The organism is Haloarcula argentinensis DSM 12282 (assembly GCA_000336895.1).
GTDB classification, from domain to species: domain Archaea; phylum Halobacteriota; class Halobacteria; order Halobacteriales; family Haloarculaceae; genus Haloarcula; species Haloarcula argentinensis.
This window is the reverse complement of the sequence record AOLX01000015.1, coordinates 18,528-44,118: the sequence shown is the minus strand read 5'-3', so window position 1 is coordinate 44,118 and position 25,591 is coordinate 18,528. Positions and strand designations below refer to the sequence as shown.

Genomic DNA, 25,591 nt, shown 5'->3' with positions numbered 1-25,591 from the left:
TGTTTGTTATGAATCCGTCTAAACTTGTGTTGCCTCAGTCGTCGGCGGGGATGGGCTCGCCGTGGGACACGTCGTCCCCGAGCAAGTCCATGAACTGCGCGAGCCACTCGGGATGGTCGGGCCAGGCCTGGCCGGTGACGAGGTTGCCATCGGTGACTACTTCGTCGACCCACGAACAGCCGGCGGCCTCGCACTCGGCGCGACAGGCCGGGTACGACGTCATCTCGTAGCCGTCCAATACGTCGGCGGCAGCGAGAATCTGCGGGCCGTGACACAGTGCCGCGACCGGTTTGTCCTCCTCGAAGAAGTGCCGTACCGCGTCCAGCACCTCGTCGTACGTCCGGAGATACTCGGGGGCGCGACCGCCGGGGACGACGAGTGCGTCGTAGTCGCTGGGAGTCACGTCGGCCATCGTCGCGTTCAGGACGAAGTCGTGGCCGCGGGACTCCATGTAGGTCTGGTCGCCGCGGAAGTCGTGTATCGCTGTCTTGATGGTCTCCTCGGCCGCTTTGTCGGGACACACCGCGTCGACCTCGTGGCCGACCATCTGCAGCGCCTGGAACGGCACCATTATTTCGTAGTCTTCGCCGAAATCGCCGACGATCATGAGGATGTCTTTGCCCATTGGAAACACCAACGAGAGCTACGGTCGCCGTCGAAATAAAGTCGCAGGTGAATTACCAGTTTCGTGTCACACGTCCAGCGACGCAAGCACTTCGTCGATGTCCGCCAGTGAATCGATAACGTAGTCTGGCGTCACGGCGCTCCGTTCCAGCGACCGTTCGTTGGACACGCCGGTCCGGACAAGGACTGTTGTCATGCCGTTCCGCTCGCCCATTGCGATGTCCGTCTCTAACCGGTCCCCGACGATGAGACAATCCGCCGGCGCACAGTCCAGTCGCTCTAGCGCCGCCTGAACGGCAATCTCTGACGGCTTCCCGAGAATCCGGTCCGGGTCCCGCTCGATGACGCCGGCGACGGCGTTGATTATCGCCCCGGAACCGGGGACCGGGTCGCCGTCTTCACCGGGGAACGTCCGGTCCGGGTCAGTCCCGAGGAAGACAGTGTCGTCCTCGACGGCCCGGAGCGCGTCGACCATGTCGTGGTAGTGGAAGTCATCCGTCCAAGAGGCCAGTAACACGTCAGTCTCAGCAGGGTCTTCGACCAGCCGTGCCTCTGTCTCCGTGACCATACTGCGGAGCGGTTCACTCCCGATGACGAACACGTCGTCACCCGCATGGGACCCGTTGAGATACTCACGGGTGACGACACCGGAGGAACAGGCCTCGCCCTCGCGGGCGTCGATACCCATTCCCCGCAACCGCTCGATGTACTCGCTCCCGTCGTGGATTGGGTTGTTCGAAAAAAAGCAGATTCCCAGGCCGCGCTCCCTGAACACGTCAATTGCCGACGCCGCCCCCGGCAACAGCGTGTCTCCGTGGTACACCGTTCCATCCAAGTCGATAATGGCCCCCGCGACTGTCATTACCACTACTCGGGATCCGCCAGTGAAAAGTCCGTCTCAGTCGTGTAGTTCGACATCTGTCACCTCGAAGCACGCCCCGCCGCTGTCGCTATCAGTCAGTGATACTTCCCAGCCGTGGGCCTCAGCGACCTGTTCGACGATAGCCAGGCCGAACCCGGTTCCGTCCTTCGTCGAAGAGTACCCCATCTCGAACACGTCCTCGGCGTCGCCCTCGACACCTTCGCCGTTGTCTGCGATGTAGAAGCCGTCGTTGGACTCCAGCAGCCCGATCTCGATCTCGACGTCACCGTCGTTGTGTTCGATGGCGTTCCGGAACAGGTTCGCCAGCAGGTCCTGCACGCGCCCGCTGTCAGCGGCGAGTTCCGTGCTTGACTCGACCGACATGGATGCCTGTTCAGCCTCGATCCAGGTCCACGCGGTCGACGCCAGCGTCGATAGCTCCGTCTCCTGTGGATCGCTGACCGTCTGGCCTTGCCGCGCCAGCGTGAGTACGTCCTCGATGATACAGCCCATCCGGTCCAGCGATCGGTCGATCTTGGCGACCAGTTCGGCCTCCTCGCGATCGTCTGGCTCCGTGAGCAGGTCGACCGCGCCCTGAGCGACGTTCAGCGGGTTCCGCAGGTCGTGGCTGACGACGCTGGCGAACTCTTCGAGCCGCTCGTTCTGGCGTTCCAGTTCCCGCTGACGCTCGACGCGTTCAGTGATGTCGCGTGAGACTAACTGGAAGGTATCCGACTTGCGATGGCTGTCGACGGGGATATACTGGTTGTGATAATGTCGTCCCCCGACGGCGTCCTCGGAGCGTGTCGCGGTCCCGTTTTCGACTGCGCTCTTTCCGGCTTCGAGACGCTGGTTGGCCGCCTCGCTGTCCATCACTTCGCTCAATTGCTGTCCGACGAGCGCGTCGGCGTCGGCACCCAGTCTGCGTGCCATCGAGGGGTTCACTGAGAGGATAGTCCCGTCAGTCGTCAGGTGAACGATACCGTCCGGCGAGTCCGACACAAGCGATTCGAACTTCTTGCGGGTTCGCTCCTGTGAAACGACGTTCTCGATACGGTTTGCAAGCCGACCGTACTGCTTGTCTTCGACGACTTCGAGCTTTAGGAGGTAGTCGGCGACCCCCGCCGCAATAGCCGCGCTTGCCGTCTCTTCGTCCCCCCGCCCAGTCAGCAGAATGAACGGGATAGAGGGGTTTGTCTCCCTGATCGCCTCAAGGAGTTCCAGCCCGTCCATTTCGGGCATTTCGTAGTCACTGACGACGCAGTCGAACCCGCCCCCGTCGAGCCGTTCCAGCGCTTCCGCAGCGCTGTTCGCAGCAACGGACTCGATGCCGTGTTGTTGGGTGAGCGTGTCAGCGGTCATCTCCGCGAAAAAATCGCTGTCGTCAACAACAAGCGTTCGTATATTAGTTTCAGATGTCATATGGGCGGCTGGGTCCTTATCCTCCCAACGGTCTGTCCGTACTTATATTTCAAGGGAGCCAGATTGCCCGCTGGTCCCGGCTATGGCGGCACCGGTGGGGCAATCGAAACTCGAAGCCCAGGACTGTGATGGACTAACGGCTCTGCCTCGCGAGCAGATATGTCAACCAGCGGAAGAACAGATCCGGTCACAGTCGCGTCAACGCGGTCGAGTCGCCACGGGTCGTGACCGACGCTGCCGACGAGGTGCGTCCCGAAACGACCGGTCGTGAAGTATCGCTGTCGGTCGACGAGGAAGGAAGCCAGCGAGTCCGGTGGAATCGCCGCCCGGCCACCACTGACTGTGTACCGGCATTCGAACAGTCGTCGCTCCCCGGCGTCAAGGACCCGCCGACGGTCGGCCGTCGGGAGCGTTCGCGGGACGGCATCACCAACCGTGATACGAAACAGCTCCGAAACCGCTGTCGCTGTCCGCCTGTCGTCACCGAACAGCCCTAGCACACAGACCCCGCGCTGGCCGGTCGGGCCGCGGACGTAGGTCCGAACCGTGAGCAACTCCGACGGTCCGGCGACCTCGATACCGAACGTTTCGACACGGTCAACGGTCGCCGTGACGGCTGACACCCAGGCGTCGTCGTCGGCTGTCTCGACGGTGAGCCAGTCGGGGACTGCCACCTGCACCGCTGCCTCGGAGACCGGCCAGTGACAGAAGCAGACGTCGTCAAGCGTGACCTGCAGCGGGCGGAGGGCGACCACATCCTCACTGGGGCCGACACGTTAATCAGTGTACTGGGCAACCCCATCAAGCCGGTGAAGCCGCCCGGCAGTCACCGGAATCTCGGCGCAGTAGTGAACGAGCGGGTCGCCGTCGGGTCTGTCGAACCCCGACGCGGCGAACAGCCCGTTCGTCCGGATATCTGACTGCCCACGCTGGAGTGGCCACGGCTCGTGGTCGATGTCGGCGTAATACACCGTCCCGTCGTCGCTCGCGGCGTAGAACCGGTACCGCTCCACCAGAAACGACTCCAGCGAGCCCGGTTCGGGCGTCGACGGTGCCTCAGTCGGCTCGTAGGTGGCGTGGAAATCCGCCGGTGGTGCGCGCGAACTGGTCCGGCGACTTCGGAACTCGACGCTGTCGCCGTCGGTCCGGACCTGCATCGACGCCCTGTAGTAAGACAGTTGGAACAGCTTCCGGGCCAGCGTGACGCTGAGGCGGTCGTCGGCGTCGAGGTTGTAAAAGTACACCCCCGGCGTCCCGTCGGCGACCACGTAGGTCCGGAGATTTAGCTCGCCAAAGGACCGCCCGATGGGACTGCCGCGCGGTCTGATGTCCGCCATCTGGAACGGGACCACACTGAGCCACGCCTGCCCGTCGTACGTGTCGACATTGAGCCCGTCCGGCAGCGTTTGCTGGACAATGTCGGGCTCGACCGGCCAGTGCATGAACCCCACATCCCGCCACGTCATCGTCAGCAGGTCCATACCTGTTTGTTGGGACCAGACGGGTTTCTGCCTGTCGTGGGGCGCGATGACAGACACCAATGAGCGCCGTCCGGCCGTGTCGGCGCTAAAACTTTCACCGTCCCACCCGCAGCCTCGCGTATGGAGTTCGAGGTAATCCAGGGCGACATCGCTTCACAGTCGGCGGACGCACTGGTCAACGCGGCGAACACGAGCCTGCGGATGGGCTCCGGCGTCGCCGGGGCGCTCAAGCGCGCCGCTGGGTCGGGCCTGAACGACGAGGCCGTCGCGAAAGGACCGGTCGACCTCGGCAGTGTCGCCACGACCGACGCGTACGACCTTGACGCCGAGTACGTCATCCATGCCGCTGCAATGCCGCCGGGCGGCCAGTCGACCGCTGAAAGCATCCGCGACGCGACCCAGAACACACTGGCGGAAGCTGACGCATTGAACTGCGAGTTGATAGTTCTCCCGGCCATCGGTTGTGGAATCGCTGGATTCGACTTCGAGGAGGGCATCAGAATTATCTGCACGGTCATCGACGAATATCAGCCCGAATCCTTGACAGACGTGCGACTCATCGCCTACTCCGACGACGACTTCGAAGGGATGCAACGAGTCGCGGCCGGCGTTCGCGACTGACTATCCGCTACAGCAGGTGTATGCGTCCGGCACGCCACTCCCAGGCGAGTTCCAGTGCGATCCAGCAGACGAGCCATATCGTGGCGAAACTGAACACCAGCCACGTCGATCCGAGGTAGGTCGTGGTTCCAGCGACGGACTGAAACCACGGATACGCCTGCACACCGACGACGAGCGTCGCAACAAGCCCCAGTATTCCGGTCACGTAATGCTCGACTGTGTTCCCTATTGAGCAGACACAGGCGTCACTGCCAGTGGTCTCCTCGAGTGTCTCGCTGCCCGGTCCCCGAGCGTTGGTCATTGGTACCTTTCCTCAATCTAGGTCTTTATGTCACTGCATATTAACCATTTCGGCGGGATAGATCGCTGTCTATACCGGTTTCAGGACACTCGCTGGGGGCGGCGAAGCTCCCACGAACGGACAGCCGATAGTGTTACTCGTGGCCCGACACACGAACCGGCTCGTACGGTGCTTCCAGCCATTCCACGTCACTCTCTGAGAGGTCGATTTCAAGCGCTGCGACTGCTTCTTCGAGGTGGTCGAGGCTACTCGTCCCGATAATCGGTGCATCGACCCACTCCTTGTCGAGCACCCAGGCCAGCGCTATCTGTGCCATCGAGGCGTCGTACTCGTCGGCCAGTTCCTGCACTCGCTCGTTGACCTCGCGGCCGTTGCCCTCGAAGTAGGGGTGCTCGCGGGCGTAATCGTCCGTTTCGCCCCGGACGGTCTTCTCGACCTGCTCGTGTGGGCGGGTGAGATAGCCCCGAGCCAGCGGGCTCCACGGCATCACGCCGACGTTCTCTTTGTCACACAGCGGCAGCATCTCGCGCTCCTCCTCGCGGTACAGCAGATTGTAGTGGTTCTGCATCGTCTCGAACCGTTCCAGCCCCTCGTGCTCGCTCGTCTGAAGCGCGTCTGCGAACTGGTGGGTCCACATCGACGACGCGCCGACGTAGCGCGCCTGGCCCCGTCTGACGGCGTCGTCCAGCGCCCGGAGCGTCTGCTCGATGGGCGTGTCGTAATCCCAGCGGTGGATCTGGTAGAGGTCGACGGTGTCCATCCCAAGCCTGTCCAGCGAGTTCGACAACTCCTGTTCAATGGCCTTCCGCGAAAGCCCGCCAGAGTTGGGGTTGTCCTCGTCCATCTGGAAGTACCCCTTCGTCGCAACGACCTGCCTGTCGCGGTCGTAGTCGTCAAGAACGGTCCCGAGGACACGCTCGGACTCGCCCATCGAATACATGTTGGCGGTATCGAAGAAATTGATGCCGAGGTCGATGGCCCGCTCGATGACCTCGCGGCTCTCGTCTTCGTCGAGTACCCAGTCACGCCACTCCGAGGTTCCGAAGCTCATACAGCCCAGACAGAGCCGGCTGACCTCCATGCCAGTCGACCCGAGTGTGGTGTACTCCATGTTCTGGTTCGCGTTCTGGGCAGCGAAAAAGGTTCGGCGTCGGTTACAGTGACTCCGCTGCGACCCGCCCGATGTACAGTCTGGCCACAGCGTAGCCGGCGACCGCCAGCAGGACCGCGCCGCCGACGTGGCCGTAGGTCAGCAGCGTCGGACTATCGACCGCAAGCTTCGCCACCGTGGTTGCCGGGTGCTCCGGGAGGAGAACGGCACCGCCGAACAGCACGAGTGTGAGCACGGAGAAGAGCAACTGCGCGGGGCGACGGTTCTGGAGCGTGATACCCAGCACGACGCCGAGCGTCACGACGACGACGGTGACTGCGGTGATGAACAGCAGAATCGCCGCGGGGTTCGAAACCGCGATGCCGTTCGTCGACAGCAGCGCGAGCCACAGCATCGCCTGTGCAGGGGCAAGCAACACCATTCCGAGGGCTTTCCCGTCAATGATATCAAGCAGCGATACCGGGGCCACGCGGAGCAGTTCCATCGTACCCCGCTCGATCTCCTCGGTGACGGTATCGACGGCCACCGAGCCGCTAATGAACGGCGGGAGGAACAGCAACAGCGGAATCAGAATGGTGTAGGTGAACCCGAAGTACTGGCTCGCGCTGACGGTGTCCGGGAGCGGCACGGGCGGCTGGTCGAGGTACGGTGTCCGCTCCAGTCGCTCCTGACGTTCCAGCGCGCTGAGGACCCGGCGCACTTCGACAACGATTAGCGTCGACCGGATGCTTCCCTCGGGGACGACGGCAGTGACCTGTATTTGCTCCCCCGGGCCGCGTGTCGACGGAACATACTCGCCGCGCAGTATTGCATCTACCTGACGCTGGTCGAACGCCCGCTGTGCGGCAGCCTCGCTCTCGAAGGCCGTGACACTGGTCCCGTCCTGTTCAGCGGCCGCGGCCTCCAGTTCCTCGCGGGCGTCGCCGGTGACGGCCATCTCTACCTCGCCGGCTGCGACCGAGCTGGGGTCGTACAACGAGGTGAGACCGACAACGAGGAACGAGGAGAACCCCGCGACGAACAACTGAATGAGCAACGCCAGCACGATGGTCTTCTCGCGGGACAGCGACCGCACGTCTCGCCGGGCGACGACGACTCGCGGGTCGCGCCAGAGTGGGCGATCATCAGACAAGGGTGCTCACCACCGCGAAATTGTAGGCGAAGTGAATCACGATAGCCGCACTTAGCGCAGCGACGTAGGCCCGTCGCCCGCGGCTCGCGCCGACCGATGAGATGGCTGCTGTCACCGTGTGCAACGCCAGCGGCAGCAGGAACAGCAGCCCCGCAACCCACAGCGGCAGGCCAGCGGGCAACGTTGCGCCCTGCAAGGCCGCCTCACCGATAGGCAGACTCTCTAGGTCGGACAGCCTGGCGATAAGCAGTCCTTTCTCGCCGATGAAGAAGCCGAGCCCGGAGAGCGCACCGACGCCGAGCGCCGACCGGAGCGTCCGCTCGTAGCGGGCGTGCTCGTAGCCGGCGTAGACGTGCAGACTCTTTGCCAGTTCCTCGATGACGACGATGACGCCAAGCACCAGCACGATGCCGAGCGACTGGTTCGTCCCGAAGACGTTCAGCGACACCGAGTCGAGGACGAACAGGAACGCGATGGCCCCCAGCTCGGCGACGATGACCAGCGGTAACAGGACGATACTCATCTTCAGCGCGCTCCGGCGGGAGTTGATACCACCGGCCAGCGCATCGAGCACTTTCAGCGGAATCGGTCGCTGGGTGAACATGTCCTCTTCCCGGTAGAGACCGGCTCCCAGACCGAACAGCACCAGTCCAGTCAGCAGCGGTGGGACCGTCGAGAAAACGAACGACGAGAGCCCCACAGACTGGCCAGTCAGGTCCAACACGACCAGCGTCAGCGGTGAGATGAGCGCGATGGGAGTCACGTCTGTAAAGATAGCCGGGACGAACGCGTAGGAGGTCAGCGTCACCGTGATCGTCACCGTCACGAAGGTGAGTTCCTTGAACGAGCGGGCGAACATCGCCCCGCAGAACGTCGCAGAGAGGAAGAGAACGACGAGCGGGACCACCGCCAGCACCGCGACGTAACTCCCTGCCGGCGCGATATTTCCGAACCGTAGCGCCGCGGTGATGAGCGCCGCCACGCCGACAGCGCCCGCAAGGTACGGGAGCGTCTTGCCGCCGATGATATCGCCCCGCGAGGCCGGCGTCACCAGTAGGAGTTCACCCCGGCGGTTCAATCGTTCCGAGAGCATCGACGAACCGTAGGCCTGGATGACGAAGTTCATCGGCACGATGTAGAGGAAGGCGAGCACGAGCGACTCGAAGGGGAACGGCGGCGAGATATCGGAGGGGGTGCCACCCTGCACGTCGCCGGTCAACCGTGCGCCGATAGCGCCGAGGTTTGCACCACTGCCACCGGCGGTTCCGCCGTCACCGCCGCCGCTCGCGGCTGACCCACCAGTACCACCCGTATCTGAACCGTCACCACTGCCACCGGTACTCGATCCACTCCCGTCCGAAGCGTCGGAGCCCCCGGCAGAGGAACCCGACCCGTCACTGCCGTCGCCGCTTCGGGGGTCGAGCTGGCTGCTCCCCGACTGTTGCTCGTAGACAAGCGTCACAGAAACGGGGAACGCGGCGGTCTGGTTGTCGTCCCGAGCGAGTGTTCGATCGTTGTACTGCGCCGTGCTGTCGCGGAGTTCGGTGAGCGCGGCTCGCTCTTTGGCCGTTCGCGGAACGCTCTGTAGCTGGGTCCCCCGGTACAGGAGTTCCTGTTGGTGTCGCTCGACGGCAGCAGGGTCTGGCTCACGGATATCGAACGTCGAGTCATCGGCTGCGACGCCGTAGTACGGACTGTCGTCGTCAACGCCGATCCGGTAGATGCCGTCGTCCATCCCCGCACCGGTGCCACCACTGACAGCTATTGCTGCGACCGCCCCCATCGCAACGAGGGATAGCGCCATCACGACGATGGTCCGCTTGTCGACGCCACCGGCGTTTTTTGTTACCTCCCACTTCGCGACGCGCAGGAGCTTATCCAGTTGCATCTACTCCGCGTCCTCCTCGACGTACCGCGTGCCGCGCGTGCCGGCCTCGGCGACGTTGAGGAACACCTCCTCAAGGCTGGATTCCTCTGTTCGTATGTCAACCACGTCACCACCATTGGCCTCGGCCCGCTCACGCGTCTCCTCGACGGCGTCCATGCTCTCGACGACGCGCTTGTAGGACCCGTTCTCTTGCACCGCTTCGGGGACGTCGACGGTCGTGTAGACGTGATACCGCGTGTGGCCGTACTCGGCCTGGAGTTCTTCGAGATCGCCGCGGGCGACGATCTCTCCTTCGTTCATTATGACGACCCGGTCACAGATAGATTCGACGTGAAAGAGATTATGGGCCGAGAAGACGATGGTTTTCCCCTCTTTCGCCAATTGTTCGGTGAACTCGATGACGTAGTTCGTCGTCAGCGGGTCCAGCCCCGACGCCGGTTCGTCGTAGATGAGCACGTCAGGGTCGTTGATGAGCGAGCGGGCGATGGCGACCTTCCGTTTCATCCCCTTGGACATGTCGCCGAGCTTCCGGTCGCGGTGTTCGAGTTCCAGTTCGTCCAGCGTGTCGTGCATCCGCTCCTCGGCCACGTCCGGGTCCACGTCGTAGAGATCGGCGAAGAATTTCAGATAGGAGATCGGTGTCATCTCCTCGTACAGCGGCGATTCCTCGGGCAGAAAACCCAGTTGCTGGCGCATCTCCGCGGTCTCGGTGTCGAGCCCCGCTATCTCGGCGGAGCCGCTCGTCGGCTCCAGCAGGCCCGCGAGCATCTTCAGCGTCGTCGTCTTGCCGGCCCCGTTCGGCCCGATGATACCGAACACCTCGCCGCGGTCGACCGAAAACGAACTGCCCTGTACAGCGACGAAACCGCCGTACTCCTTCCGAATATCCCGGGCGTCAATCATCTGCCGATTGGTTGTGGGTGAACTAACCTATACCTTGGCTCCGGCCTATTGCTTCTGATAATGGCTCTCGAACTTGGCATCAACAGTGTTTCGCTTGAGAAAACACCGGACGGACGACGCCTTCTCGTCCGGCACGACGCCGACGCGTCGGTCGACACCGTGTGGGATGTCCTGACCGACACCGGTTGCTGGTCGGACTGGGGGCCGTCGGTCACAGCCGTCGAGACGACAGATCGGTACATCGATGACGGGACGGCCGGCCGCGTTCGCGTTGCCGGCGCGGTGTGGCTCCCGTTCGAGGTGACTGCGTGTGCACCGTACCGCTGGACGTGGAACGTCGCACGGCTCCCCGCGACAGGTCACTTCGTCGAAGAACGGGCCGACGGCTCCGTCGTCGGGTTCGAAATCCCCCCGCTGGCGACTGGCTACGCTCCGGTGTGTGCCCGAGCGTGCCGGCGAATCACCGCGCTGGCACAGCAGCGCGACGCGTAGTCAGCGATCGCACCGACCCGTCAGGACTGTATTGGCGTCTTCGAGCGTGTGTCGGTGTCTTCCTCGGGGCTGTCCATCCTCGTGATGTCCGTAATCTCGAAGCGTGTCCCGCCCCGATCGCTCTCGGTCACGTCGATTTCCCAGCCGTGGGCTTCGACGATGCGCTGGACGATCGCCAGCCCCAGCCCGCCTTCGCCGTCAGTTGTGGTGTAGCCGTCGTCGAGCACCGCATCACGCATCTCAGCCGGGATTCCGGAGCCATCGTCCGCGACGTAAAACCCCCCAGCCATCTCGCCGACACGAATCGTCAGGTCAGCACTGCCGTGTTCGAGGTCGTCATCAGCCGCCGGTCGGCTGCTTGTTGAACCGTGTTCTGCACTGTCGCCGGACTGTGTCCGACTGCCCGTGGCGCCATGCTCCACGGCGTTCCGAAACAGGTTCTCAAACAGGTGGCGGAGCCGATCCGGGTCGGCGTCGATGACAGCTGTCATTTCGTTTTGTAGCGTCGCATTCGCCGTCGGCACAGCCTCCCAACAGCTATCGACCAGTTCCCCGAGAGCAACGGCCTCCGTATCACTGATCACGTGTCCGCTTCGAGCCAGCGTCAGCGTCCGGTCGACGAGCGTTTCCATCCGATCCATCGCTGTCGCAGCCGTCTCCAGGTGTTCCGAGTCGCGGTCCATTCGTTCGAGTTCGAGCTGACCTGACGCGACGTTGAGCGGATTCCGGAGGTCGTGTGCCACGACGGCCGCGAACTCGTCGAGGCGTTCGTTTCGCTGCTCGATGGCCTCCCGGCGGAGTCGCTGTCGCTCGGCCTCGACGGCTCGGAATATCGCACGCGCTTCGAAGATACCCATCATGAGGCCACCAAAGCCGCCGACGATAGCCGCGAACAGCGCCCAGCCGATGTCTTCACTCAGCGACCCCGTCGGCCAGGTGAAAATCATCACCACATTCAACAGTAGAAAAGAGATGAGTCCGCCAGCGAACCAGACCCCGATACGCCGATAGTGGTCCGGATCGATCTCCGAGTTACTGAGCCAGAACCCACCGACGATGATCGCCACTGCAAACGGGACGATTGCCAGCATACTGACCACGAAATCAGCAGTGAAAAGAACTGGTAGTCCGGAATCAGAGAAATAAAAATAGTTACCGACGCCTCCGAGGAGGAGCAGCCACCCGACTCCCTGAATAAGGGCTGGCAGGCGATCTGAGCGGCGATCTGGGTCTGTCACTTCCGCATCGATTTGTTAGACGTGCATTTACATCTGCTGGCCACCGGAACAGGTGTGCGGCGTGTTTCCCGGCGCTGTCGTCCACCGCACTGCTAGCTCGGTCTGTTCTTCCTGCCAGCTACTGTTTGGTTACGCGTGCGTCCGATACTTTGTGGATGTCGTCGTCGATCCCGGTGCCGTCACAGTCGTCATTCGGACATCGATAGTGCCAGCCGTCCTCCGTGGCCGCTCGCTCGGTAAACCGGTCACCACATTCGTCGCAGTAGAGCTGCCCGTCCGAACATGTGTCGCGATGGAGTTCGAGTTCGAGTTCTGTGCCGAAGGTCCGCTTGCAGTTCCGACAAATATGAGGCATATTCGAAACTACAGATTCATCCCTTATAGCGATACCGGAACGTTCACGGCCGCTTCTTTCCGTTGACGGAAGGTTCGGGTCGGCCGCCGTCCGTCGGTTTTCGGCACCACATACATCTCATATCTTGGACAGTAATGGTTGAGGGGCCGACTAGCTACGTACACATCACGGCAACAGCCAGTTCAGGACCAGAGCGGCCGCCGTCTTCCAGAGACCGACAGCGATTATGGGTGAAAACCGCTATGCTGTCGTCACGTCGATCCGCGTGCCGCCGGATTCGCTGTCCCCAATCGACACCGTCCACCCGTGTGCCCGCGCTGCGGTGTCGACGAGGAACAGCCCGTACCCCTCGCCTTCCCGTGTTGTCCCGAATCCCTGTTCGAACACGCTGTCGCGGTCCGATTCGGGAATACCCGGGCCGTCGTCGGCCACGTAGAACCCCGACTCGGTGGCACCGACAGTGACAGTCACCGGTCCCTCAGTGTGAGCGACGGCGTTGTCGAACAGCTCGCGAAGGAGCAACTGCAGTCGGTCGTTTTCGGCGTCGACAGCTGTGTCTGTCACCACCTCAAGCGCCGCGTTTTCGTAGCTCGCGGTGGCCCAGACCTCAGTGGCGACATCCGCCAGCGAGAGCGACTCGGTCTCCGAAACGGGGCGTCCGATGCTTCCGATGCGAGACAGGTCGGTAAGCAGCGACTCGACCCGGTTGACGGACCGAAGCAATGCATCTTCGTGGGGCTCACCGATGTCGAGTAGCTCTAACCGACCCATGACGACGTTGAGCGGGTTCTTCGCGTCGTGAGAGATGCCGCTTGAGATCTCGTCCCACTGGCTGGCACCGACCCACCAGTCAGTCGGCCACCGGGTCGCGTACGCTTCGAGCTTCGCGGCCAGCAGCGATGCCGGCGTTTCCCCGGTCACATACTCAGTGACGCCGGCCCGGAGCGCTTCGGTGACCCGGTCCGGATCGGGGTCGATCCCGACGAGTACAATCGGAATATCGGTGGCCGCCGCCCGTAGCTCCTCGAATACCGCAACCCCGTCGTAATCACCGTCATCACTGATGACGACACCCCTGATATCCCCGTCACTCAGCCGGTCCTGTACGTCGCTCGTATCTGGGATTGCCTCGGCTGTTACCCCGTCCGTGGTCAGTGCTTCGGAAAGTGCCTCAGCGAGCTCAGTCACTCCGCTACCGGCCACGAGATAGACAGTCCCACGAGCAGGCGTCATCCCCTGATATTACGAAAACAGGTGATAAGAAACCGACGGTGCCCTACAGCAGGTCTTCGACGTGGTCGGCGACTTCCTCCGGCGTGTCACCGACCGGGACACCGTTGTCCTCAAGCGCGGTAATCTTCGACTGCGCGGTCCCGGTACCGGAGCCGGAGACGATAGCGCCGGCGTGGCCCATGCGCTTTCCGGGCGGTGCGGTCCGACCGGCGATGAAGCCGGCGACCGGCGTGTCCATGTGCTCGCCGATGTAGCGGGCGGCTTCTTCCTCGTCCTCGCCGCCGATCTCGCCGCACATGACGACGGCGTGGGTGTCGGGGTCGGCCTCGAACTGTTCGAGCGCGCCGATGAAGTCCGTCCCGATGATCGGGTCGCCGCCGATACCGATGGCCGTCGACTGGCCGATACCGCGGTTGGTGAGGTTGTCGACGACCTGGTAGGTCAGCGTCCCCGAGCGGGAGACGAGGCCGACGTTCCCCTCGGAGAAGATGTTCCCCGGGAGGATGCCGAGCTTGGCGACGCCGGGCGTGATGACGCCGGGGCAGTTCGGACCGACAAGGTGCGTGTCGGTCTCCTGCAGTTTGCGGTAGACTCGAGCCATATCCTGCGTCGGGATGCCCTCGGTGATGGCGACGACGAGGTCGATACCCTTCGCATCGAGCGCCTCGAAGCAGGCATCACCAGCGAAGGCCGGCGGCACGAACACGACGGCGGCGTTCGCGTCAGCCTCGCGGGCCGCGCCCTGCACCGTGTCGAACACCGGCACGCCAGCGACCTCCTGACCACCGCGGCCGGGCACTGCCCCGGCGACGACGTTCGTGCCGTACTCCAGCATCTGCTCGGTGTGGAACTTCCCTTCACCGCCGGTGATTCCCTGTACAACGACGCGTGTGTCTTCGTCGACTAGAACACTCATGCTTCCACCTCCTTTGCGTACTCGACCGCACGCTGGACGGCGTCCTCCAGCGTATGCTCGACCGTCACCAGATCCTCGTTCAGAATCTCCATTCCCTCCTCGGCGTTGGTCCCTGCGAGTCGGACGGTGACTGGCTTCGGAATCTCGTCGAACTGCTCGAGCGCCTGATTGATGCCGTTGGCGACCTCGTCGCCGCGGGTGATGCCGCCGAAGATGTTGAACACGACCGAATCGACGTTGTCGTCGGAGAACACCATATCGAGCGCGTTTGCGATCCGGTCCGCCTTCGCGCCGCCACCGACGTCGAGGAAGTTAGCGGGCTCGCCGCCGTAGTAGTCGACGAGGTCCAGCGTCGTCATCACGAGGCCCGCACCGTTGCCGATGATACCGACGTTGCCGTCGAGTCGGACGTAGTCGAAGCCGTACTCGTCGGCCTTCTGTTCGAGTTCGTCGCCTTCCGCTGCTTCTTCGCCCATCTCGGCGATTTCGGGCTGGCGGAACAGGGCGTCGCCGTCGATGTTCATGACGGCGTCGGCCGCGATGACCTCGTCGTCGCTGGTGATCATCAGCGGGTTGATCTCCGTGTCAGCGCCGTCGCGGTCGTCCCAGAGCTGGTACAGCGTCGTGAGAACGCTCGCCACGTCGTTTGCGACCTCGCGGTCGACGCCGGCCTCGTAGACGACCTTCCGGGCCTGGAAGGGGTGCATTCCGAAGGCCGGGTCGATGTGCTCGCGGGCGATGGCGTCGGGGTCCTCCTCGGCGACCTCCTCGATGTTGACGCCACCTTTCGTCGAGACCATCGCGACGGGGCGGCCCTCGCCGCGGTCCATCGTCACGCCGACGTACAGCTCGTTGACGAAGTCGACGGCTTCCTCGACGAGCACTTTCGAGACGTGGTAGCCCTTGAGGTCCATCCCGATGATGTCCTCGGCGGCCTCGCGAGCCTCCTCCTTGGACTCGACGAGCTTGATGCCGCCGGCCTTGCCGCGGCCGCCTACGTGGACCTGTGCCTTGATGGCGACCGGATATCCGATCTCCTCGGCCGCGTCGACGGCCTCATCTACTGTCTCGGCCAGCTGCGAGGCAGGCGTCGGGATGCCCGCGTCAGCGAAGACTTGCTTCGCCTGGTATTCGTGCAAGCGCATGTCATGCAGAAAGGCGAGCGGTGGCGATTTAAATCCGTCCGTTTCTCTTCCTGCGACCAAGCGAGGATGGTCCCAGTTTACTGTGGGTGTCGAGAGCGAGATATGCGCACGCAGTGCTATGATACAGTACGGAGACTCGGGACACGAGGGCACGTCCACAGTCGCCCCCGCAATCAGGTACAATCCGATAAACCCACAGCGTCGTACCCCGAAGTGAGCGTATGGCCGACGACAGACACGGAGCTGAGGGTGTCGCCGACGAGACGCTCGGTGCTGTGGCCGAAGCGCTTCGTACCGCTGAAACCGGCGTCGCGCTCACCGGCGCGGGCGTCTCGACGGCGTCGGGCATCCCCTCCTTCCGCGGCGACGACGGTATCTGGGAGCGCCACGACCCGGCCGACTTCCACCGCCGTCGGCTCGACGCCGATCCGGCGGGCTTCTGGGAGGACCGACTCTCGTTGCGAGAGGCTATCTACGGCGATTTAGACCCCGAACCCAACGCCGCCCACGAGGCGCTGGCGGCGCTTGAAGCGGACGGCCACCTCGACGCCGTGCTCACGCAGAACATCGACGGGCTGCACGACGCCGCCGGAACGGACCGGGTCGTCGAACTGCACGGAACCCATCGGCGTGTGGTCTGTGACGACTGTGGCCACCGACGGGACGCGGAAGCGGTATTCGAACAGGCCGCCGAAAGCAGCGACTTGCCGCCACGCTGTGACTGCGGCGGCGTCTACCGGCCCGATGTGGTGCTGTTCGGCGAAGCCATGCCCGACGTGGCGATGAACGAGGCCCAGCGTCTCGCACGGGACAGTGACGTGTTTCTGGCGGTTGGGTCGTCGCTGTCGGTCCAGCCGGCGTCGCTCCTGCCGAAGATAGCGGCTGAGGGAGACAGTACGCTGGTCGTGGTAAACTACGAGGAGACGCCGCGGGACGCGAATGCGGAGCACGTGCTTCGCGCCGATGTCACGCAGGTGCTCCCGGCGATTGTCGAGCGGCTGTAGCGGGCCGGCTACAGCTCGACGCCGCCGGGAATCAGGCTCTGCCCGCGCAGGAGGCTCCCGTCGTGGTCGTAGACGAGCAGCGTCCGTAGCTCGTAGGTCCGTGACTCGCCTTCGCCGTCGGTGAGGCGGACTGTAAACTGTGGGTCTTCTTGGGCGTCCGCCGCGGAAACGAGCGCGTCGATGTCCGCCGTCGGTGCTGTCGCCTCGAAGACGTACTCGCCGGTGAGTCGGTTCGTCAGCGAGAGCACGCCGTCGCTCTCTGGCTGGCGGCGGAAGGTCACGTCGATCTCCTCGCCATCGAGTGTGCCGCTGTCTACTTTGGTGAGGCGCTCGCGGAGCTCTCCTGTCGGCCCGTCGTACACGATCGCGATCGTCGGGTCGTCGTTGTCGGTGGCCGAAGCCTGGATGTCGACGGTAAAGTAATCACGCCTCATTCCGGTGTTTACTGGTACGTGGCCCGGCCAAATGAACGTAACGGCGCACCGACTGTTGGTATCGGTAGCTTTTACCGGACCGGCCTACCCTCTGACAGTAGTATGGCCTGGGTAAAATCAGAGTACGCGGGCGAGTTCGCGGTGCTTGCGACGTGGCTCGTGGGACTGGCCCCGTGGTCGGTGTCGCTGTTCGAGATCGAGGGGGTCACTGTCGTCGGGCTTCGCTTTCTCCCGTTCCGGTTCCAGTTCATCTTCGGAGCGACGCTCCCCGGAGAGCGGCCGTTTCTCTGGGCGTGGCAGGTCGCCGCGTTCCAGGAGTCGGAGCCGCTTGCGCTCGCCGGGACACTCGGGGTCGCGGCCCTGGCCGTTTTCCTGTTGCCGCTCGGCCTCAGCCTCTATTACTACGCCGCTGAGGACCGCGTCGAAGCGAGCCTGCCCGTCGACCCTGTCCGACTGTTCGGCGGGCTGCTCGGACTTGTGGGCGTCCTCACGCTCGCGGCCAGCGGGCTATTCATCACGTCGTTCCCCGGTATCACCGTCCCCATCGGGGCGCTCGTCGCCCTCGTGTTCGCCTATTTGCTGCTGACCGTCGACCGGGCGTAACAGCCAGTCCGGTCCTGTTCGTCCGACCGCTGGCGATTATACTCCTGATAATTTGGCGAGCGAATTTAAGTAGGTGGATACGATAGCAGAGGTATATTCCGCGGAGCACCGTCTGCTCCCCACTGCACCACCGATGTCGAACCCAGACTCTCCCGAACCCGGTGACTTCGTTTCGGACCCGCTCGGCCACATCCAGTCGTGGCTCTCGCGGACCGCGACGGTGTTGAGCGGGTCAGCAGTTCCGACGGCGAACTACGACCCCAGTCGCCACGGGACACTGGTCGAATTCGACGGTCTGGACGGCTACAACGAGGTCGACCGCTACTGGCTGAACGCCCCGTTCGCCTTCGCCTCTATCAATCACGATCCCGACCGCGACGAGCACCTGTACCACGTCGTCGAGCCGTCGCTGAGCGACATCGAGCGGGAACTGCTCGACCGCCTGTTCGAGGACATCCGCATCCCGCTCATCTACCGTGACGATGTGGACACCGACCCGGAGCGCATCCTCGCCGAGGAGCTCGAAGCCAGGCTGGAGGAGTACGGCGTCGTCATCGAGCCCGAGACGTTCTACCGGCTGTTTTACTACCTGCACCGCTCCTTCCAGGGCTACGGTCACATCGACCCCCTGATGCACGACCCGGACATCGAGGATATCTCCTGTGACGGGGCGAACCTTCCCATCTTCGTCTACCACGACGGCTACACGGACATCGAGACGAACATCGCCTACGACGCCGACGAACTGAACGACTTTGTTATCCAACTGGCACAGCGCTCGGGGCGGCACGTCTCCGTTTCGGACCCTGTTGTCTCCACGACGCTCCCGGATGGCTCCCGTATCGAGCTGGCGCTGGGCGAGGAAGTGACCCCTCGTGGCTCCGCGTTCACCATCCGGAAGTACGCCGACGAGCCGTTCACACCCATCGAACTGCTGGAGTACGGCACGTTCTCCGTCGAGATGCTCGCCTACCTCTGGCTTGCCATCGAGTCCAACAAGTCGCTCATCTTCGCCGGCGGGACGGCGGCTGGCAAGACCACGTCGATGAACGCGCTGGCGATGTTCCTTCCACCCCGGTCGAAGGTGCTCTCAATCGAGGACACCCGTGAACTGTCGCTGTACCACGACAACTGGCTCTCCTCGGTGACCCGCGAGCGGCTGGGTGACTCAGACATCACGATGTACGACCTGCTGCGGTCCGCACTCCGGCACCGACCCGAGTACATCATCGTCGGCGAGGTTCGTGGCGAGGAAGCTATCACGCTGTTTCAGGCGATGAACACCGGCCACACGACGTTCTCGACGATGCACGCGGACTCGGTCCAGACGGTCATCAATCGGCTGGAGAACGAGCCGATCAACGTCCCACGGCCGATGGTCCAGAGCCTCGATATCCTCTGTGTCCAGGTGCTGGCCCGCTCGGGCGACGAGCGTGTCCGTCGTGCGAAGACGCTCGCCGAGATCGAGGGGATCGACCAGCGGACCGGCGAACTGGACTACTCGACGACGTACAACTGGCGGGCCACCGAGGACCGCTTCTCTGAGAACAACAGCGAGCTACTGGACGAAATCCGCGAGGAGCGCGGCTGGACGCAGTCGGAGCTGCTGACCGAACTCCGCAACCGCCAGCGGTTCCTCCGCTATCTCCAGTCCGAGGGCATCACCGACTACCGGAAGTTCACGGCGATGGTCAACAAGTACTACGCGGACAAAGAGCAGGTCATGGCAAACATCGACGACGACGCGATAGCCTGACATGGCGCTGAACCCGCTCGGTCTGGCACCGCTCGCCGTCGTCGTCGGGATTCTCGGACTTATCAGCTATAGCACCGTCAACGAGCGCTTCGACCGCAACGTCACGCGGCTGTCCCGACGGCTCTGCGGCCGGTACGTGGGCCAGTCGCCCGAGCGGGAACGCCAGCTCGAAGCCGCATACGTTGATGAGACCTACCGCGGCTACGCTGCCAGAACGTTGGTGTACGCCTGTGCTGGTGCCGTTGGCGGAGCTATCACCGGGGCGTACGCTATCGGCGGCCTGCTGTTGATTCTGCCGGCGCTGGTGGAGCTTGCGCAGGGACTTCCCTCTACCATGGTGGCCGCCTTCGGCCTGCGCACGTTCGAACTTGTGTTGACGCCGACACAGACGCTCTACATCCTCATCGGTGGCGGGGTGCTTTCCGGCGCGGCGACGGCCGGACTCACGTACCTCTACCGCTGGGAACGGCTGAAAAACCAGGCAGACGTGCGGAGCCGGAACATCGACGAGGGGATGGCCCGCACCATCGCCTTCATGTACGCGCTCTCCCGCGGTGGAATGTCCTTCCCCGACGTGATGCGTGTGCTGGCCCGGAATCAAGAGATCTATGGCGACACGGCCAGAGAGGTCGGCGTCGCCGTCAGAGAGATGGACCTGTTCGGCCGGGACATGATCACGGCGCTCGAACACGTCTCCCGGCGGACTCCCAGCGAACAGTTCAAGACCTTCACCGAGAACCTCTCCAGCGTCCTCCAGAGCGGCCAGTCGCTGGCCCCGTTCCTTCGCGAGCAGTACGAGCGCCATCAGGAGGAAGCCGCCGAGCGTCAGGAGGACCTGCTGGAACGGCTGGCCACCGTCGCCGAGGCGTACGTCACCGTGTTCGTCGCCGCCGTGCTCTTCCTGATGACGATTCTGCTCGTCTTCGGTCTAACGACGACGGACACGCTCTGGCTATTACAGATGATGGCGTATCTCGTCATCCCGCTGGCCAACGTCGGGTTCATGGTATATCTCGATAGCAAGCTTCAGTCGCTGGGAATCGGGAGCGGCGGGACGACGGATATTCTGGACCGGTACGAAACGGCGACGCTCGGGAAACCCAGCATAGGGACCGGCCGGCCCGGCCTGACTGACGGCGGCGTCGTCCCGGCCGACGAGGCGAACTGGCTCCGCCTCCGGTTCTACGACCGCATCAAGTCGCTCCGGGAGCTACTTAGCTCCCCGATCCAGTCGCTCGTCTGGAACCCGGTGTACGTTCTCTACCTTGCCATACCCGTCGCGGTGGTGCTGTTGCTCGTCCGTTCCCCCGTGGCGTTCCAGACGTCGTCTGTTAATGTCCGCATCCTCGATGACCTCGTTATCCAGTCGGTTCTGCTGGTTCTGGCGCCGTTCGCGCTAGTGCGGTTCATTTACACCCAGCGGCTGTCCCGTATCGAGAACGCGACACCGGACCTGCTCGAACGGCTGGCGAGCCTGAACGAAGCCGGGATGACCGTCGTGGAGAGCCTCCGACGGGTCCGGGGCAGTGACATCGGCGTCCTCACGCAGGAGATGCACCGCATCTGGGCCGACATCAGGATGGGCGCGAACGTCGACGACGCGCTCGTCCGGTTCGGCCGCAGGGTCCAGACCACAGCGATAACGCGCATCGTCACGCTGCTGACCCACGCGATGCACGCCTCCGGCCAGCTCGGCCCGGTGTTCCGCATCGCGGCGACCCAGTCGCGGGCCGACCTCCGGCTGAAGCGGCGACGACGCCAGCAGATGCTTACCTACCTCGTCGTCATCTACGTCGCCTTCCTGGTGTTTCTGGTCATCATCGTTGCCGTCCAAGAGGTGCTCGTCCCGAGCCTCCCCTCCAGCGTACCGACGCCGGCCGGGGAGTCGAACCGCCTCGGCGTCAACGTCGACCAGTTCGCTCGCTTCGGTCGCGTCGACAAAGCCGCGTACACGCTCGTGTTCTTCCACACCGCCCTCATTCAGGCGGTCCTGACCGGCTTCATCGGCGGTCAGCTCGGCGAAGGGACGCTCAAGGACGGCGCGAAACACGCCGCGATTTTGCTGGGCGTCGCCTACGTCGCGTTCATCCTGCTGTCCTCGCCGGTCGCGTCGATGACGGTCGCCAGTCCAGCCGTCTCCGGCGACCAGATAACGGTCGAATCGGCATCGCTGTCAGAGGGTGGGTTCATCGTTGTCAGGGAGTTCGAGGAAGACGGTAGAGTGCTCGGGACCTCCGAGTACCTTCCGTCGGGGTCCCACAGCGATGTACAGATAACGCTTGACAGGCCGCCGTCGACCGGCCAGTCGATCGTGCTCGTCGCCCATCAGGACACCAACGGGAACCAGCAACTCGACTATCCCTTCGGTAGCAATTCAGGGTCACCGGACCGGCCGTATGCGTCGTCGACGGCCGGCGAGAATGTCACCGTCGAGTACACAGTCGAGTGACGCTGGATTTACAGTGCCCAATCGGGTAGGAGGCGCTGATGGAGTTCGCCGCCTTCGCCGACCGCGCCGAAGCAATCGAAGCCGAGAGTGCCGACACCGCGATAACCGAGGCGGTGACCGACCTGTTCACCGACGCGGGGCCGGACCTCTCGACGCTCGCTCGCTTCGTCCAGGGCCGAGTGTTTCCGGCCTACGAATCCCGCACCCTCGACATCGGGCCGCGGCTCTGCTACGAGGCGATTGCCCGGGCGGCGGGCCAGAACGTCAGCGCCGACGACGTGGAGCAGCGCCTCGCCGACATGGGCGAAATCGGGGCCGTCGCGGCCAGCTACGACCTCGGTGGTCAGCAGGGCCTCGCCGCCTTCGGCGCTGGTGGCGGAGGGAACGACGCGCTGACCGTCGCGGAACTCGACGCCGAGCTACGGGAGCTAGCCGCTGTCGACGGCAGCGGGAGCCAGGGAACGAAAGTCGACATCCTCTTTGGCCTGTTCTCGCGGTGCTCGTCGACCGAGGCCGGCTACCTCGCCCGCCTCGTTCTCTCTGAGATGCGCATCGGCGTCGGCGAGGGGACGGTCCGGGACGCCGTCGCGGCTGCCTTCGACGTGCCGGTCGAGGCCGTCGAACGGGCCGTACAGGTGTCGAACGACTACGGCATGGTTGCCGAAGTGGCCCGCGACGAGGGGGAGTCCGGACTGGCGACCGTCACCCTCGAGATCGGTCGCCCCGTTCAGGCCATGCTGGCACAGGCGGGCACGGTCGCCGGCGCGCTCGAAGACTGGGACCGCGCCGCGGTCGAGTGGAAGTACGACGGCGCTCGCGTCCAGGTCCACTTCGACGGCGAGGACGCGCGGCTGTTCTCCCGGAACATGGAGGAAGTCACCGACCCGCTCCCGGAAGTCGTCGACACCGTCGAGTCGGCGCTGGACGCACCGGCAATCCTCGACGGCGAGGTGGTCGCTGTCGACACTGACGGCGACCCGCTCCCGTTTCAGGAAGTGTTGCGGCGCTTCCGCCGGAAACACGACGTGGCCGCAGCCCGTGAAGACGTGGCCGTCCGTCTGCACGCTTTTGACTGCCTGCACGCCGCCGGTGAGGACCTGCTCGATGCCTCACTGGAGACGCGCCACGACCGTCTCGAATCGCTGTTCCCGGCTGACAGCGATGTTGTCTCCCAGATGTGGCTGTCAGGCGACTCCGAAGAGATTGAAGACTTGGAAGCTGAGGCCCTCGCCGCTGGACAGGAGGGTATCATGCTGAAAGACCCGACAGCGGCGTACTCGCCCGGCAAGCGGGGCAAGCACTGGCGCAAGCGCAAACCCGACGTGGAGACGCTCGACTGTGCCGTCACCGGTGCGGAGTGGGGCGAGGGCCGCCGGGCGAACGTGCTCGGCTCGTTCGAGCTTTCTGTCCGAACTGACGACGGCTACGCCACCGTCGGCAACGTCGCGACGGGCATCACCGAGGAAGAGTTGGACGACCTAACCGAGCGGTTCGAACCGCACATCCGGAGCGAGGACGGCCGCGACGTAGTGCTCGACCCGGCCGTCGTTTTCGAGGTCGGGTACGAGGAGATACAGGCTTCGCAGTCCTACGCCTCGGGCTACGCGCTTCGGTTCCCTCGGTTCCTCTCCGTCCGTGAGGACAGGACCCCGGACGACGCCGACTCGCTGGAGCGTGTCGAGCGGCTGGCCGAGTCACAGTAGCGCCGTTAGGACCGTTTCGCAGCGGACCGACACGCGTAATGGGCGTCTCCGAGAACAACCGTTCATGACAGTCAGACACGACGGCATCACCGCGGAGTGGCTCGGCTACGCGACCCTGCGGCTGGAAGGCGAGGACACGGTCGTCTACTTCGACCCCGGTCGGTACGGCGTCCTCACCGGCGAGTGGGAGCCAGACACGCCCGGGATCGGCCATCCGCCGACGCGGGACCACGCACCAGAAGACGGGGATATCGTCTGTGTGACACACATCCACCACTACGACCCCGACGGCATCCGCCGTGTCGCCAGCGAGGACGCCACCATTGTTGCGTTCGAAGGCATCAACGTCCACGCGACCGACCGCGATCTCGACCGCCTCGCCGATCTCGACTACGAGGTCCGTAAGGTGTCGATGGAGGCCGATGTGCTGGTCGACGACGTTCCCATCTGGACGATGCCGGCATACAACCACGAGGATGGCCGAAACCTGAAAGACGACGGCAGCCCGATCCACCCGAAGGGCATCGGCTGTGGCTTCCTCGTCTCGCTAGATGATACCCGCGTGTTCTGGCCCGGCGACACCGACGTATTGGACGGCCACGCCGAACTCGACGTATCGCTGTTCGTTCCCTCTATCGCAAAGAACTACACAATGAACCGCCACGAGGCCGCTGACCTCGCTGAAGAGATGGACCCCGACCTCGTGCTCCCGATGCACTACAACACGTTCACGTCGCTGGAAGCGGACTCCGGCGCGTTTGCCGAAGACGTCGCGAAACGCGGCGTCCCGGTCGTCTTGGACGAGAACTAGTCAGAGGAGGCCCATCTCGTCTAGCCGCTCGGGCAGGTACGTCTCCGTCACGAAGTCAAGCCCCCGGGACGCGAGCGCCTGCTGCTCGGCCTTCTTGTTGATATCGAGCTGTAGTTCGATCTGTTCCTCCCAGAAGTCGGTCTGGAAGCGCGGGTCCTCCAGTTCGCTCTCCAGGGCGTTGACGTCGGAGTCCGCCAGCGGGTCCGTCGGCAGTTCGTACTCGACGATGTCCTCCGGGCGGATGCCGATGAACTGGGCTTCGGGGGTCGCCAGATACTCGGAGAGGTGTGCGCTCTTGATCGAGCCGTAGGAGACCGACCCGAAGATACGGTACGACCACGGGTCACCGTCAGTGAACACCGTGACCGGGAGGTCGAGTTCGTCGTGGAGTCGTTTGATGAGCCGCCGGGTCGCCCGCGCTGGCTGACCGCCGAGGTGGACGACCAGCGCGTCGTACTCGTCGTCGAAGCCGTTCTCGACGAGTCGGTCGCGCATCCCGCCGGTCTCCACGCAAAGGACGAACTTCGCGTCGTTGTCGAGGAACTCGATGGTGTCGGGGTTGTTCGGGATCTGGTAGCCGCCCTGCCCTACGTCGTCCTGACAGTGGATCTCGCGGTCCCCGCGGTTGGTCTGCTCGCGGAGGAGCAGTGGCCCCATCACCTTCGCTCCGGATTCTTCCGGGCGCATGTGGAAGTCCTCGCGTTTGACGTCGGAGACGATCTCCAGGTCCTCGATGAGGTTGTTCGACTCGTCTTGCGTGTTGAACTGGGCCTCGTCGAGGTCCCAGGACTCGGAGAGGTAGTACAGTTCACGCAGGGTCGATGAGCGGTCTTCCTCCAGTTGCTGGGAGAGGAAGTCGATGGTGTAGACGGCCTTCAGAATCTTCTCGGCCCCCGATATCGTCTTGGCCGACCGCGTGGAGTTGCGGTCGCCGTACACCCAGACCTGCTCGTCTTCGTCGAAGACGATATTGGACTTGGTCCGGGTAGGAATCGTCATTGTCGGGACCTCACCGTCGGCGAACTGGTCGTAGAAGTCCGCCGCGAGGTCGATGAGTTGCTCGCGCGCTTCCTCGGTGTCGGGTGTGGTGTCTGAGTCGGTGCTCAT

The 25,591-nt window shown here is 63.8% G+C and carries 25 protein-coding genes; 8 read left to right on the top strand and 17 right to left on the bottom strand.

The features are described 5' to 3' along the window. Positions 1–34: 34 nt before the first annotated feature. The 5 genes from C443_RS06920 to C443_RS06900 all read right to left on the bottom strand — a co-directional run bounded on the left by C443_RS06920 (position 35) and on the right by C443_RS06900 (position 4,389). Positions 35–625 carry a DJ-1/PfpI family protein gene (locus C443_RS06920; RefSeq protein WP_005535045.1) on the bottom strand — a complete coding sequence of 197 codons (591 nt, stop codon included), beginning with the start codon at positions 623–625 and terminating at the stop codon, positions 35–37. Positions 626–691: 66 nt separating this feature from the next. Further along, complete coding sequence (locus tag C443_RS06915) at positions 692–1,486, bottom strand: HAD-IIA family hydrolase (RefSeq protein WP_005535043.1); 795 nt, start codon at positions 1,484–1,486, stop codon at positions 692–694. Positions 1,487–1,522: 36 nt separating this feature from the next. Beyond that, positions 1,523–2,908, bottom strand: coding sequence for a response regulator (locus C443_RS06910; protein WP_005535041.1), 1,386 nt, complete (start codon positions 2,906–2,908; stop codon positions 1,523–1,525). Between the two features lie 80 nt (positions 2,909–2,988). Then, the gene (locus C443_RS06905; protein WP_005535040.1) at positions 2,989–3,663 is read right to left on the bottom strand and encodes a DUF2071 domain-containing protein; all 675 of its coding nucleotides are present in this window, start codon (positions 3,661–3,663) and stop codon (positions 2,989–2,991) included. 21 nt (positions 3,664–3,684) lie between these two features. Continuing rightward, entirely contained in the window at positions 3,685–4,389 is a 705-nt protein-coding gene (locus tag C443_RS06900) for a YqjF family protein (protein WP_005535038.1), read from the bottom strand. A gap of 120 nt (positions 4,390–4,509) precedes the next feature. Between C443_RS06900 and C443_RS06895 the strand changes: the two genes are divergently transcribed. After that, entirely contained in the window at positions 4,510–5,010 is a 501-nt protein-coding gene (locus C443_RS06895) for a macro domain-containing protein (RefSeq protein ID WP_005535036.1), read from the top strand. A gap of 7 nt (positions 5,011–5,017) precedes the next feature. Here the strand turns inward: C443_RS06895 and C443_RS06890 are convergent, their stop codons facing one another. From C443_RS06890 to C443_RS06870, 5 genes are all read right to left on the bottom strand, one after another. Next, positions 5,018–5,311: a hypothetical protein gene (locus C443_RS06890; protein ID WP_005535034.1), complete on the bottom strand. Its 294-nt coding sequence runs from the start codon at positions 5,309–5,311 to the stop codon at positions 5,018–5,020. Positions 5,312–5,444: 133 nt separating this feature from the next. Next, the gene (locus C443_RS06885) at positions 5,445–6,422 is read right to left on the bottom strand and encodes an aldo/keto reductase (RefSeq protein WP_005535033.1); all 978 of its coding nucleotides are present in this window, start codon (positions 6,420–6,422) and stop codon (positions 5,445–5,447) included. A 43-nt stretch (positions 6,423–6,465) separates the two neighbouring features. Further along, a complete protein-coding gene (locus C443_RS06880; RefSeq protein WP_005535031.1) occupies positions 6,466–7,554 on the bottom strand; it encodes an ABC transporter permease in 1,089 nt (362 codons plus the stop codon). Beyond that, positions 7,547–9,442: an ABC transporter permease gene (locus tag C443_RS06875; RefSeq protein ID WP_005535029.1), complete on the bottom strand. Its 1,896-nt coding sequence runs from the start codon at positions 9,440–9,442 to the stop codon at positions 7,547–7,549. The genes C443_RS06880 and C443_RS06875 overlap by 8 nt, the downstream gene beginning before the upstream one ends. Next, the gene (locus C443_RS06870) at positions 9,443–10,345 is read right to left on the bottom strand and encodes an ABC transporter ATP-binding protein (RefSeq protein ID WP_005535027.1); all 903 of its coding nucleotides are present in this window, start codon (positions 10,343–10,345) and stop codon (positions 9,443–9,445) included. A 60-nt stretch (positions 10,346–10,405) separates the two neighbouring features. Between C443_RS06870 and C443_RS06865 the strand changes: the two genes are divergently transcribed. Continuing rightward, positions 10,406–10,837 (top strand): SRPBCC family protein, encoded by a 432-nt coding sequence (locus C443_RS06865; RefSeq protein ID WP_005535025.1) that lies wholly within the window; start codon positions 10,406–10,408, stop codon positions 10,835–10,837. A 20-nt stretch (positions 10,838–10,857) separates the two neighbouring features. Here C443_RS06865 and C443_RS06860 read toward each other — a convergent pair whose 3' ends face one another. The 5 genes from C443_RS06860 to sucC form a co-directional block, all read right to left on the bottom strand. Continuing rightward, positions 10,858–11,928 carry a sensor histidine kinase gene (locus C443_RS06860; protein WP_005535022.1) on the bottom strand — a complete coding sequence of 357 codons (1,071 nt, stop codon included), beginning with the start codon at positions 11,926–11,928 and terminating at the stop codon, positions 10,858–10,860. A gap of 265 nt (positions 11,929–12,193) precedes the next feature. Continuing rightward, on the bottom strand, positions 12,194–12,430 hold the full coding sequence (locus tag C443_RS06855; protein WP_004593153.1) for a hypothetical protein: 237 nt from the start codon (positions 12,428–12,430) through the stop codon (positions 12,194–12,196). A gap of 240 nt (positions 12,431–12,670) precedes the next feature. Further along, positions 12,671–13,663, bottom strand: a complete 993-nt coding sequence (locus C443_RS06850; RefSeq protein ID WP_005535019.1) for an ATP-binding response regulator — start codon at positions 13,661–13,663, stop codon at positions 12,671–12,673. Positions 13,664–13,706: 43 nt separating this feature from the next. Next, complete coding sequence (sucD, locus tag C443_RS06845) at positions 13,707–14,579, bottom strand: succinate--CoA ligase subunit alpha (protein ID WP_005535017.1); 873 nt, start codon at positions 14,577–14,579, stop codon at positions 13,707–13,709. Beyond that, on the bottom strand, positions 14,576–15,724 hold the full coding sequence (sucC, locus tag C443_RS06840) for an ADP-forming succinate--CoA ligase subunit beta (RefSeq protein WP_005535016.1): 1,149 nt from the start codon (positions 15,722–15,724) through the stop codon (positions 14,576–14,578). The genes sucD and sucC overlap by 4 nt, the downstream gene beginning before the upstream one ends. Positions 15,725–15,945: 221 nt before the next feature. On the opposite strand from sucC, the gene C443_RS06835 reads away from it, so the two are divergent. After that, the gene (locus tag C443_RS06835; RefSeq protein ID WP_005535014.1) at positions 15,946–16,728 is read left to right on the top strand and encodes an NAD-dependent protein deacylase; all 783 of its coding nucleotides are present in this window, start codon (positions 15,946–15,948) and stop codon (positions 16,726–16,728) included. Positions 16,729–16,736: 8 nt separating this feature from the next. On the opposite strand, the gene C443_RS06830 is transcribed toward C443_RS06835, so the two are convergent. Next, positions 16,737–17,162, bottom strand: coding sequence for a DUF5793 family protein (locus tag C443_RS06830; RefSeq protein ID WP_005535012.1), 426 nt, complete (start codon positions 17,160–17,162; stop codon positions 16,737–16,739). Between the two features lie 102 nt (positions 17,163–17,264). Here C443_RS06830 and C443_RS06825 point away from each other — a divergent pair, with 102 nt between their 5' ends. The 5 genes from C443_RS06825 to C443_RS06805 all read left to right on the top strand — a co-directional run bounded on the left by C443_RS06825 (position 17,265) and on the right by C443_RS06805 (position 24,484). Beyond that, positions 17,265–17,765 carry a TIGR04206 family protein gene (locus tag C443_RS06825; RefSeq protein WP_005535010.1) on the top strand — a complete coding sequence of 167 codons (501 nt, stop codon included), beginning with the start codon at positions 17,265–17,267 and terminating at the stop codon, positions 17,763–17,765. A gap of 133 nt (positions 17,766–17,898) precedes the next feature. Beyond that, positions 17,899–19,521 carry a type II/IV secretion system ATPase subunit gene (locus C443_RS06820; RefSeq protein ID WP_005535008.1) on the top strand — a complete coding sequence of 541 codons (1,623 nt, stop codon included), beginning with the start codon at positions 17,899–17,901 and terminating at the stop codon, positions 19,519–19,521. Between the two features lies 1 nt (position 19,522). Beyond that, positions 19,523–21,970 carry a type II secretion system F family protein gene (locus C443_RS06815; protein ID WP_005535007.1) on the top strand — a complete coding sequence of 816 codons (2,448 nt, stop codon included), beginning with the start codon at positions 19,523–19,525 and terminating at the stop codon, positions 21,968–21,970. A 38-nt stretch (positions 21,971–22,008) separates the two neighbouring features. Beyond that, a complete protein-coding gene (ligA, locus tag C443_RS06810) occupies positions 22,009–23,673 on the top strand; it encodes an ATP-dependent DNA ligase LigA (RefSeq protein ID WP_005535006.1) in 1,665 nt (554 codons plus the stop codon). 64 nt (positions 23,674–23,737) lie between these two features. Continuing rightward, complete coding sequence (locus C443_RS06805) at positions 23,738–24,484, top strand: MBL fold metallo-hydrolase (RefSeq protein ID WP_005535005.1); 747 nt, start codon at positions 23,738–23,740, stop codon at positions 24,482–24,484. On the opposite strand, the gene C443_RS06800 is transcribed toward C443_RS06805, so the two are convergent. Then, on the bottom strand, positions 24,485–25,591 hold the full coding sequence (locus tag C443_RS06800) for a DNA topoisomerase IV subunit A (RefSeq protein ID WP_005535004.1): 1,107 nt from the start codon (positions 25,589–25,591) through the stop codon (positions 24,485–24,487). It abuts the gene before it with no gap.

Coding starts and splice junctions, on each gene's coding strand:
- sucD (WP_005535017.1), bottom strand. CDS start 14,579: ATGAGTGTTCTAGTCGACGAAGACACACGCGTCGTTGTACAGGGAATC.
- C443_RS06915 (WP_005535043.1), bottom strand. CDS start 1,486: ATGACAGTCGCGGGGGCCATTATCGACTTGGATGGAACGGTGTACCAC.
- C443_RS06895 (WP_005535036.1), top strand. CDS start 4,510: ATGGAGTTCGAGGTAATCCAGGGCGACATCGCTTCACAGTCGGCGGAC.
- C443_RS06805 (WP_005535005.1), top strand. CDS start 23,738: ATGACAGTCAGACACGACGGCATCACCGCGGAGTGGCTCGGCTACGCG.
- C443_RS06830 (WP_005535012.1), bottom strand. CDS start 17,162: ATGAGGCGTGATTACTTTACCGTCGACATCCAGGCTTCGGCCACCGAC.
- C443_RS06800 (WP_005535004.1), bottom strand. CDS start 25,591: ATGAGCACCGACTCAGACACCACACCCGACACCGAGGAAGCGCGCGAG.
- C443_RS06835 (WP_005535014.1), top strand. CDS start 15,946: ATGGCCGACGACAGACACGGAGCTGAGGGTGTCGCCGACGAGACGCTC.
- C443_RS06870 (WP_005535027.1), bottom strand. CDS start 10,345: ATGATTGACGCCCGGGATATTCGGAAGGAGTACGGCGGTTTCGTCGCT.
- C443_RS06885 (WP_005535033.1), bottom strand. CDS start 6,422: ATGGAGTACACCACACTCGGGTCGACTGGCATGGAGGTCAGCCGGCTC.
- C443_RS06900 (WP_005535038.1), bottom strand. CDS start 4,389: ATGGACCTGCTGACGATGACGTGGCGGGATGTGGGGTTCATGCACTGG.
- C443_RS06820 (WP_005535008.1), top strand. CDS start 17,899: ATGTCGAACCCAGACTCTCCCGAACCCGGTGACTTCGTTTCGGACCCG.
- C443_RS06890 (WP_005535034.1), bottom strand. CDS start 5,311: ATGACCAACGCTCGGGGACCGGGCAGCGAGACACTCGAGGAGACCACT.
- C443_RS06825 (WP_005535010.1), top strand. CDS start 17,265: ATGGCCTGGGTAAAATCAGAGTACGCGGGCGAGTTCGCGGTGCTTGCG.
- C443_RS06860 (WP_005535022.1), bottom strand. CDS start 11,928: ATGCTGGCAATCGTCCCGTTTGCAGTGGCGATCATCGTCGGTGGGTTC.
- C443_RS06875 (WP_005535029.1), bottom strand. CDS start 9,442: ATGCAACTGGATAAGCTCCTGCGCGTCGCGAAGTGGGAGGTAACAAAA.
- C443_RS06815 (WP_005535007.1), top strand. CDS start 19,523: ATGGCGCTGAACCCGCTCGGTCTGGCACCGCTCGCCGTCGTCGTCGGG.
- C443_RS06910 (WP_005535041.1), bottom strand. CDS start 2,908: ATGACATCTGAAACTAATATACGAACGCTTGTTGTTGACGACAGCGAT.
- C443_RS06850 (WP_005535019.1), bottom strand. CDS start 13,663: ATGACGCCTGCTCGTGGGACTGTCTATCTCGTGGCCGGTAGCGGAGTG.
- sucC (WP_005535016.1), bottom strand. CDS start 15,724: ATGCGCTTGCACGAATACCAGGCGAAGCAAGTCTTCGCTGACGCGGGC.
- C443_RS06855 (WP_004593153.1), bottom strand. CDS start 12,430: ATGCCTCATATTTGTCGGAACTGCAAGCGGACCTTCGGCACAGAACTC.
- ligA (WP_005535006.1), top strand. CDS start 22,009: ATGGAGTTCGCCGCCTTCGCCGACCGCGCCGAAGCAATCGAAGCCGAG.
- C443_RS06920 (WP_005535045.1), bottom strand. CDS start 625: ATGGGCAAAGACATCCTCATGATCGTCGGCGATTTCGGCGAAGACTAC.
- C443_RS06865 (WP_005535025.1), top strand. CDS start 10,406: ATGGCTCTCGAACTTGGCATCAACAGTGTTTCGCTTGAGAAAACACCG.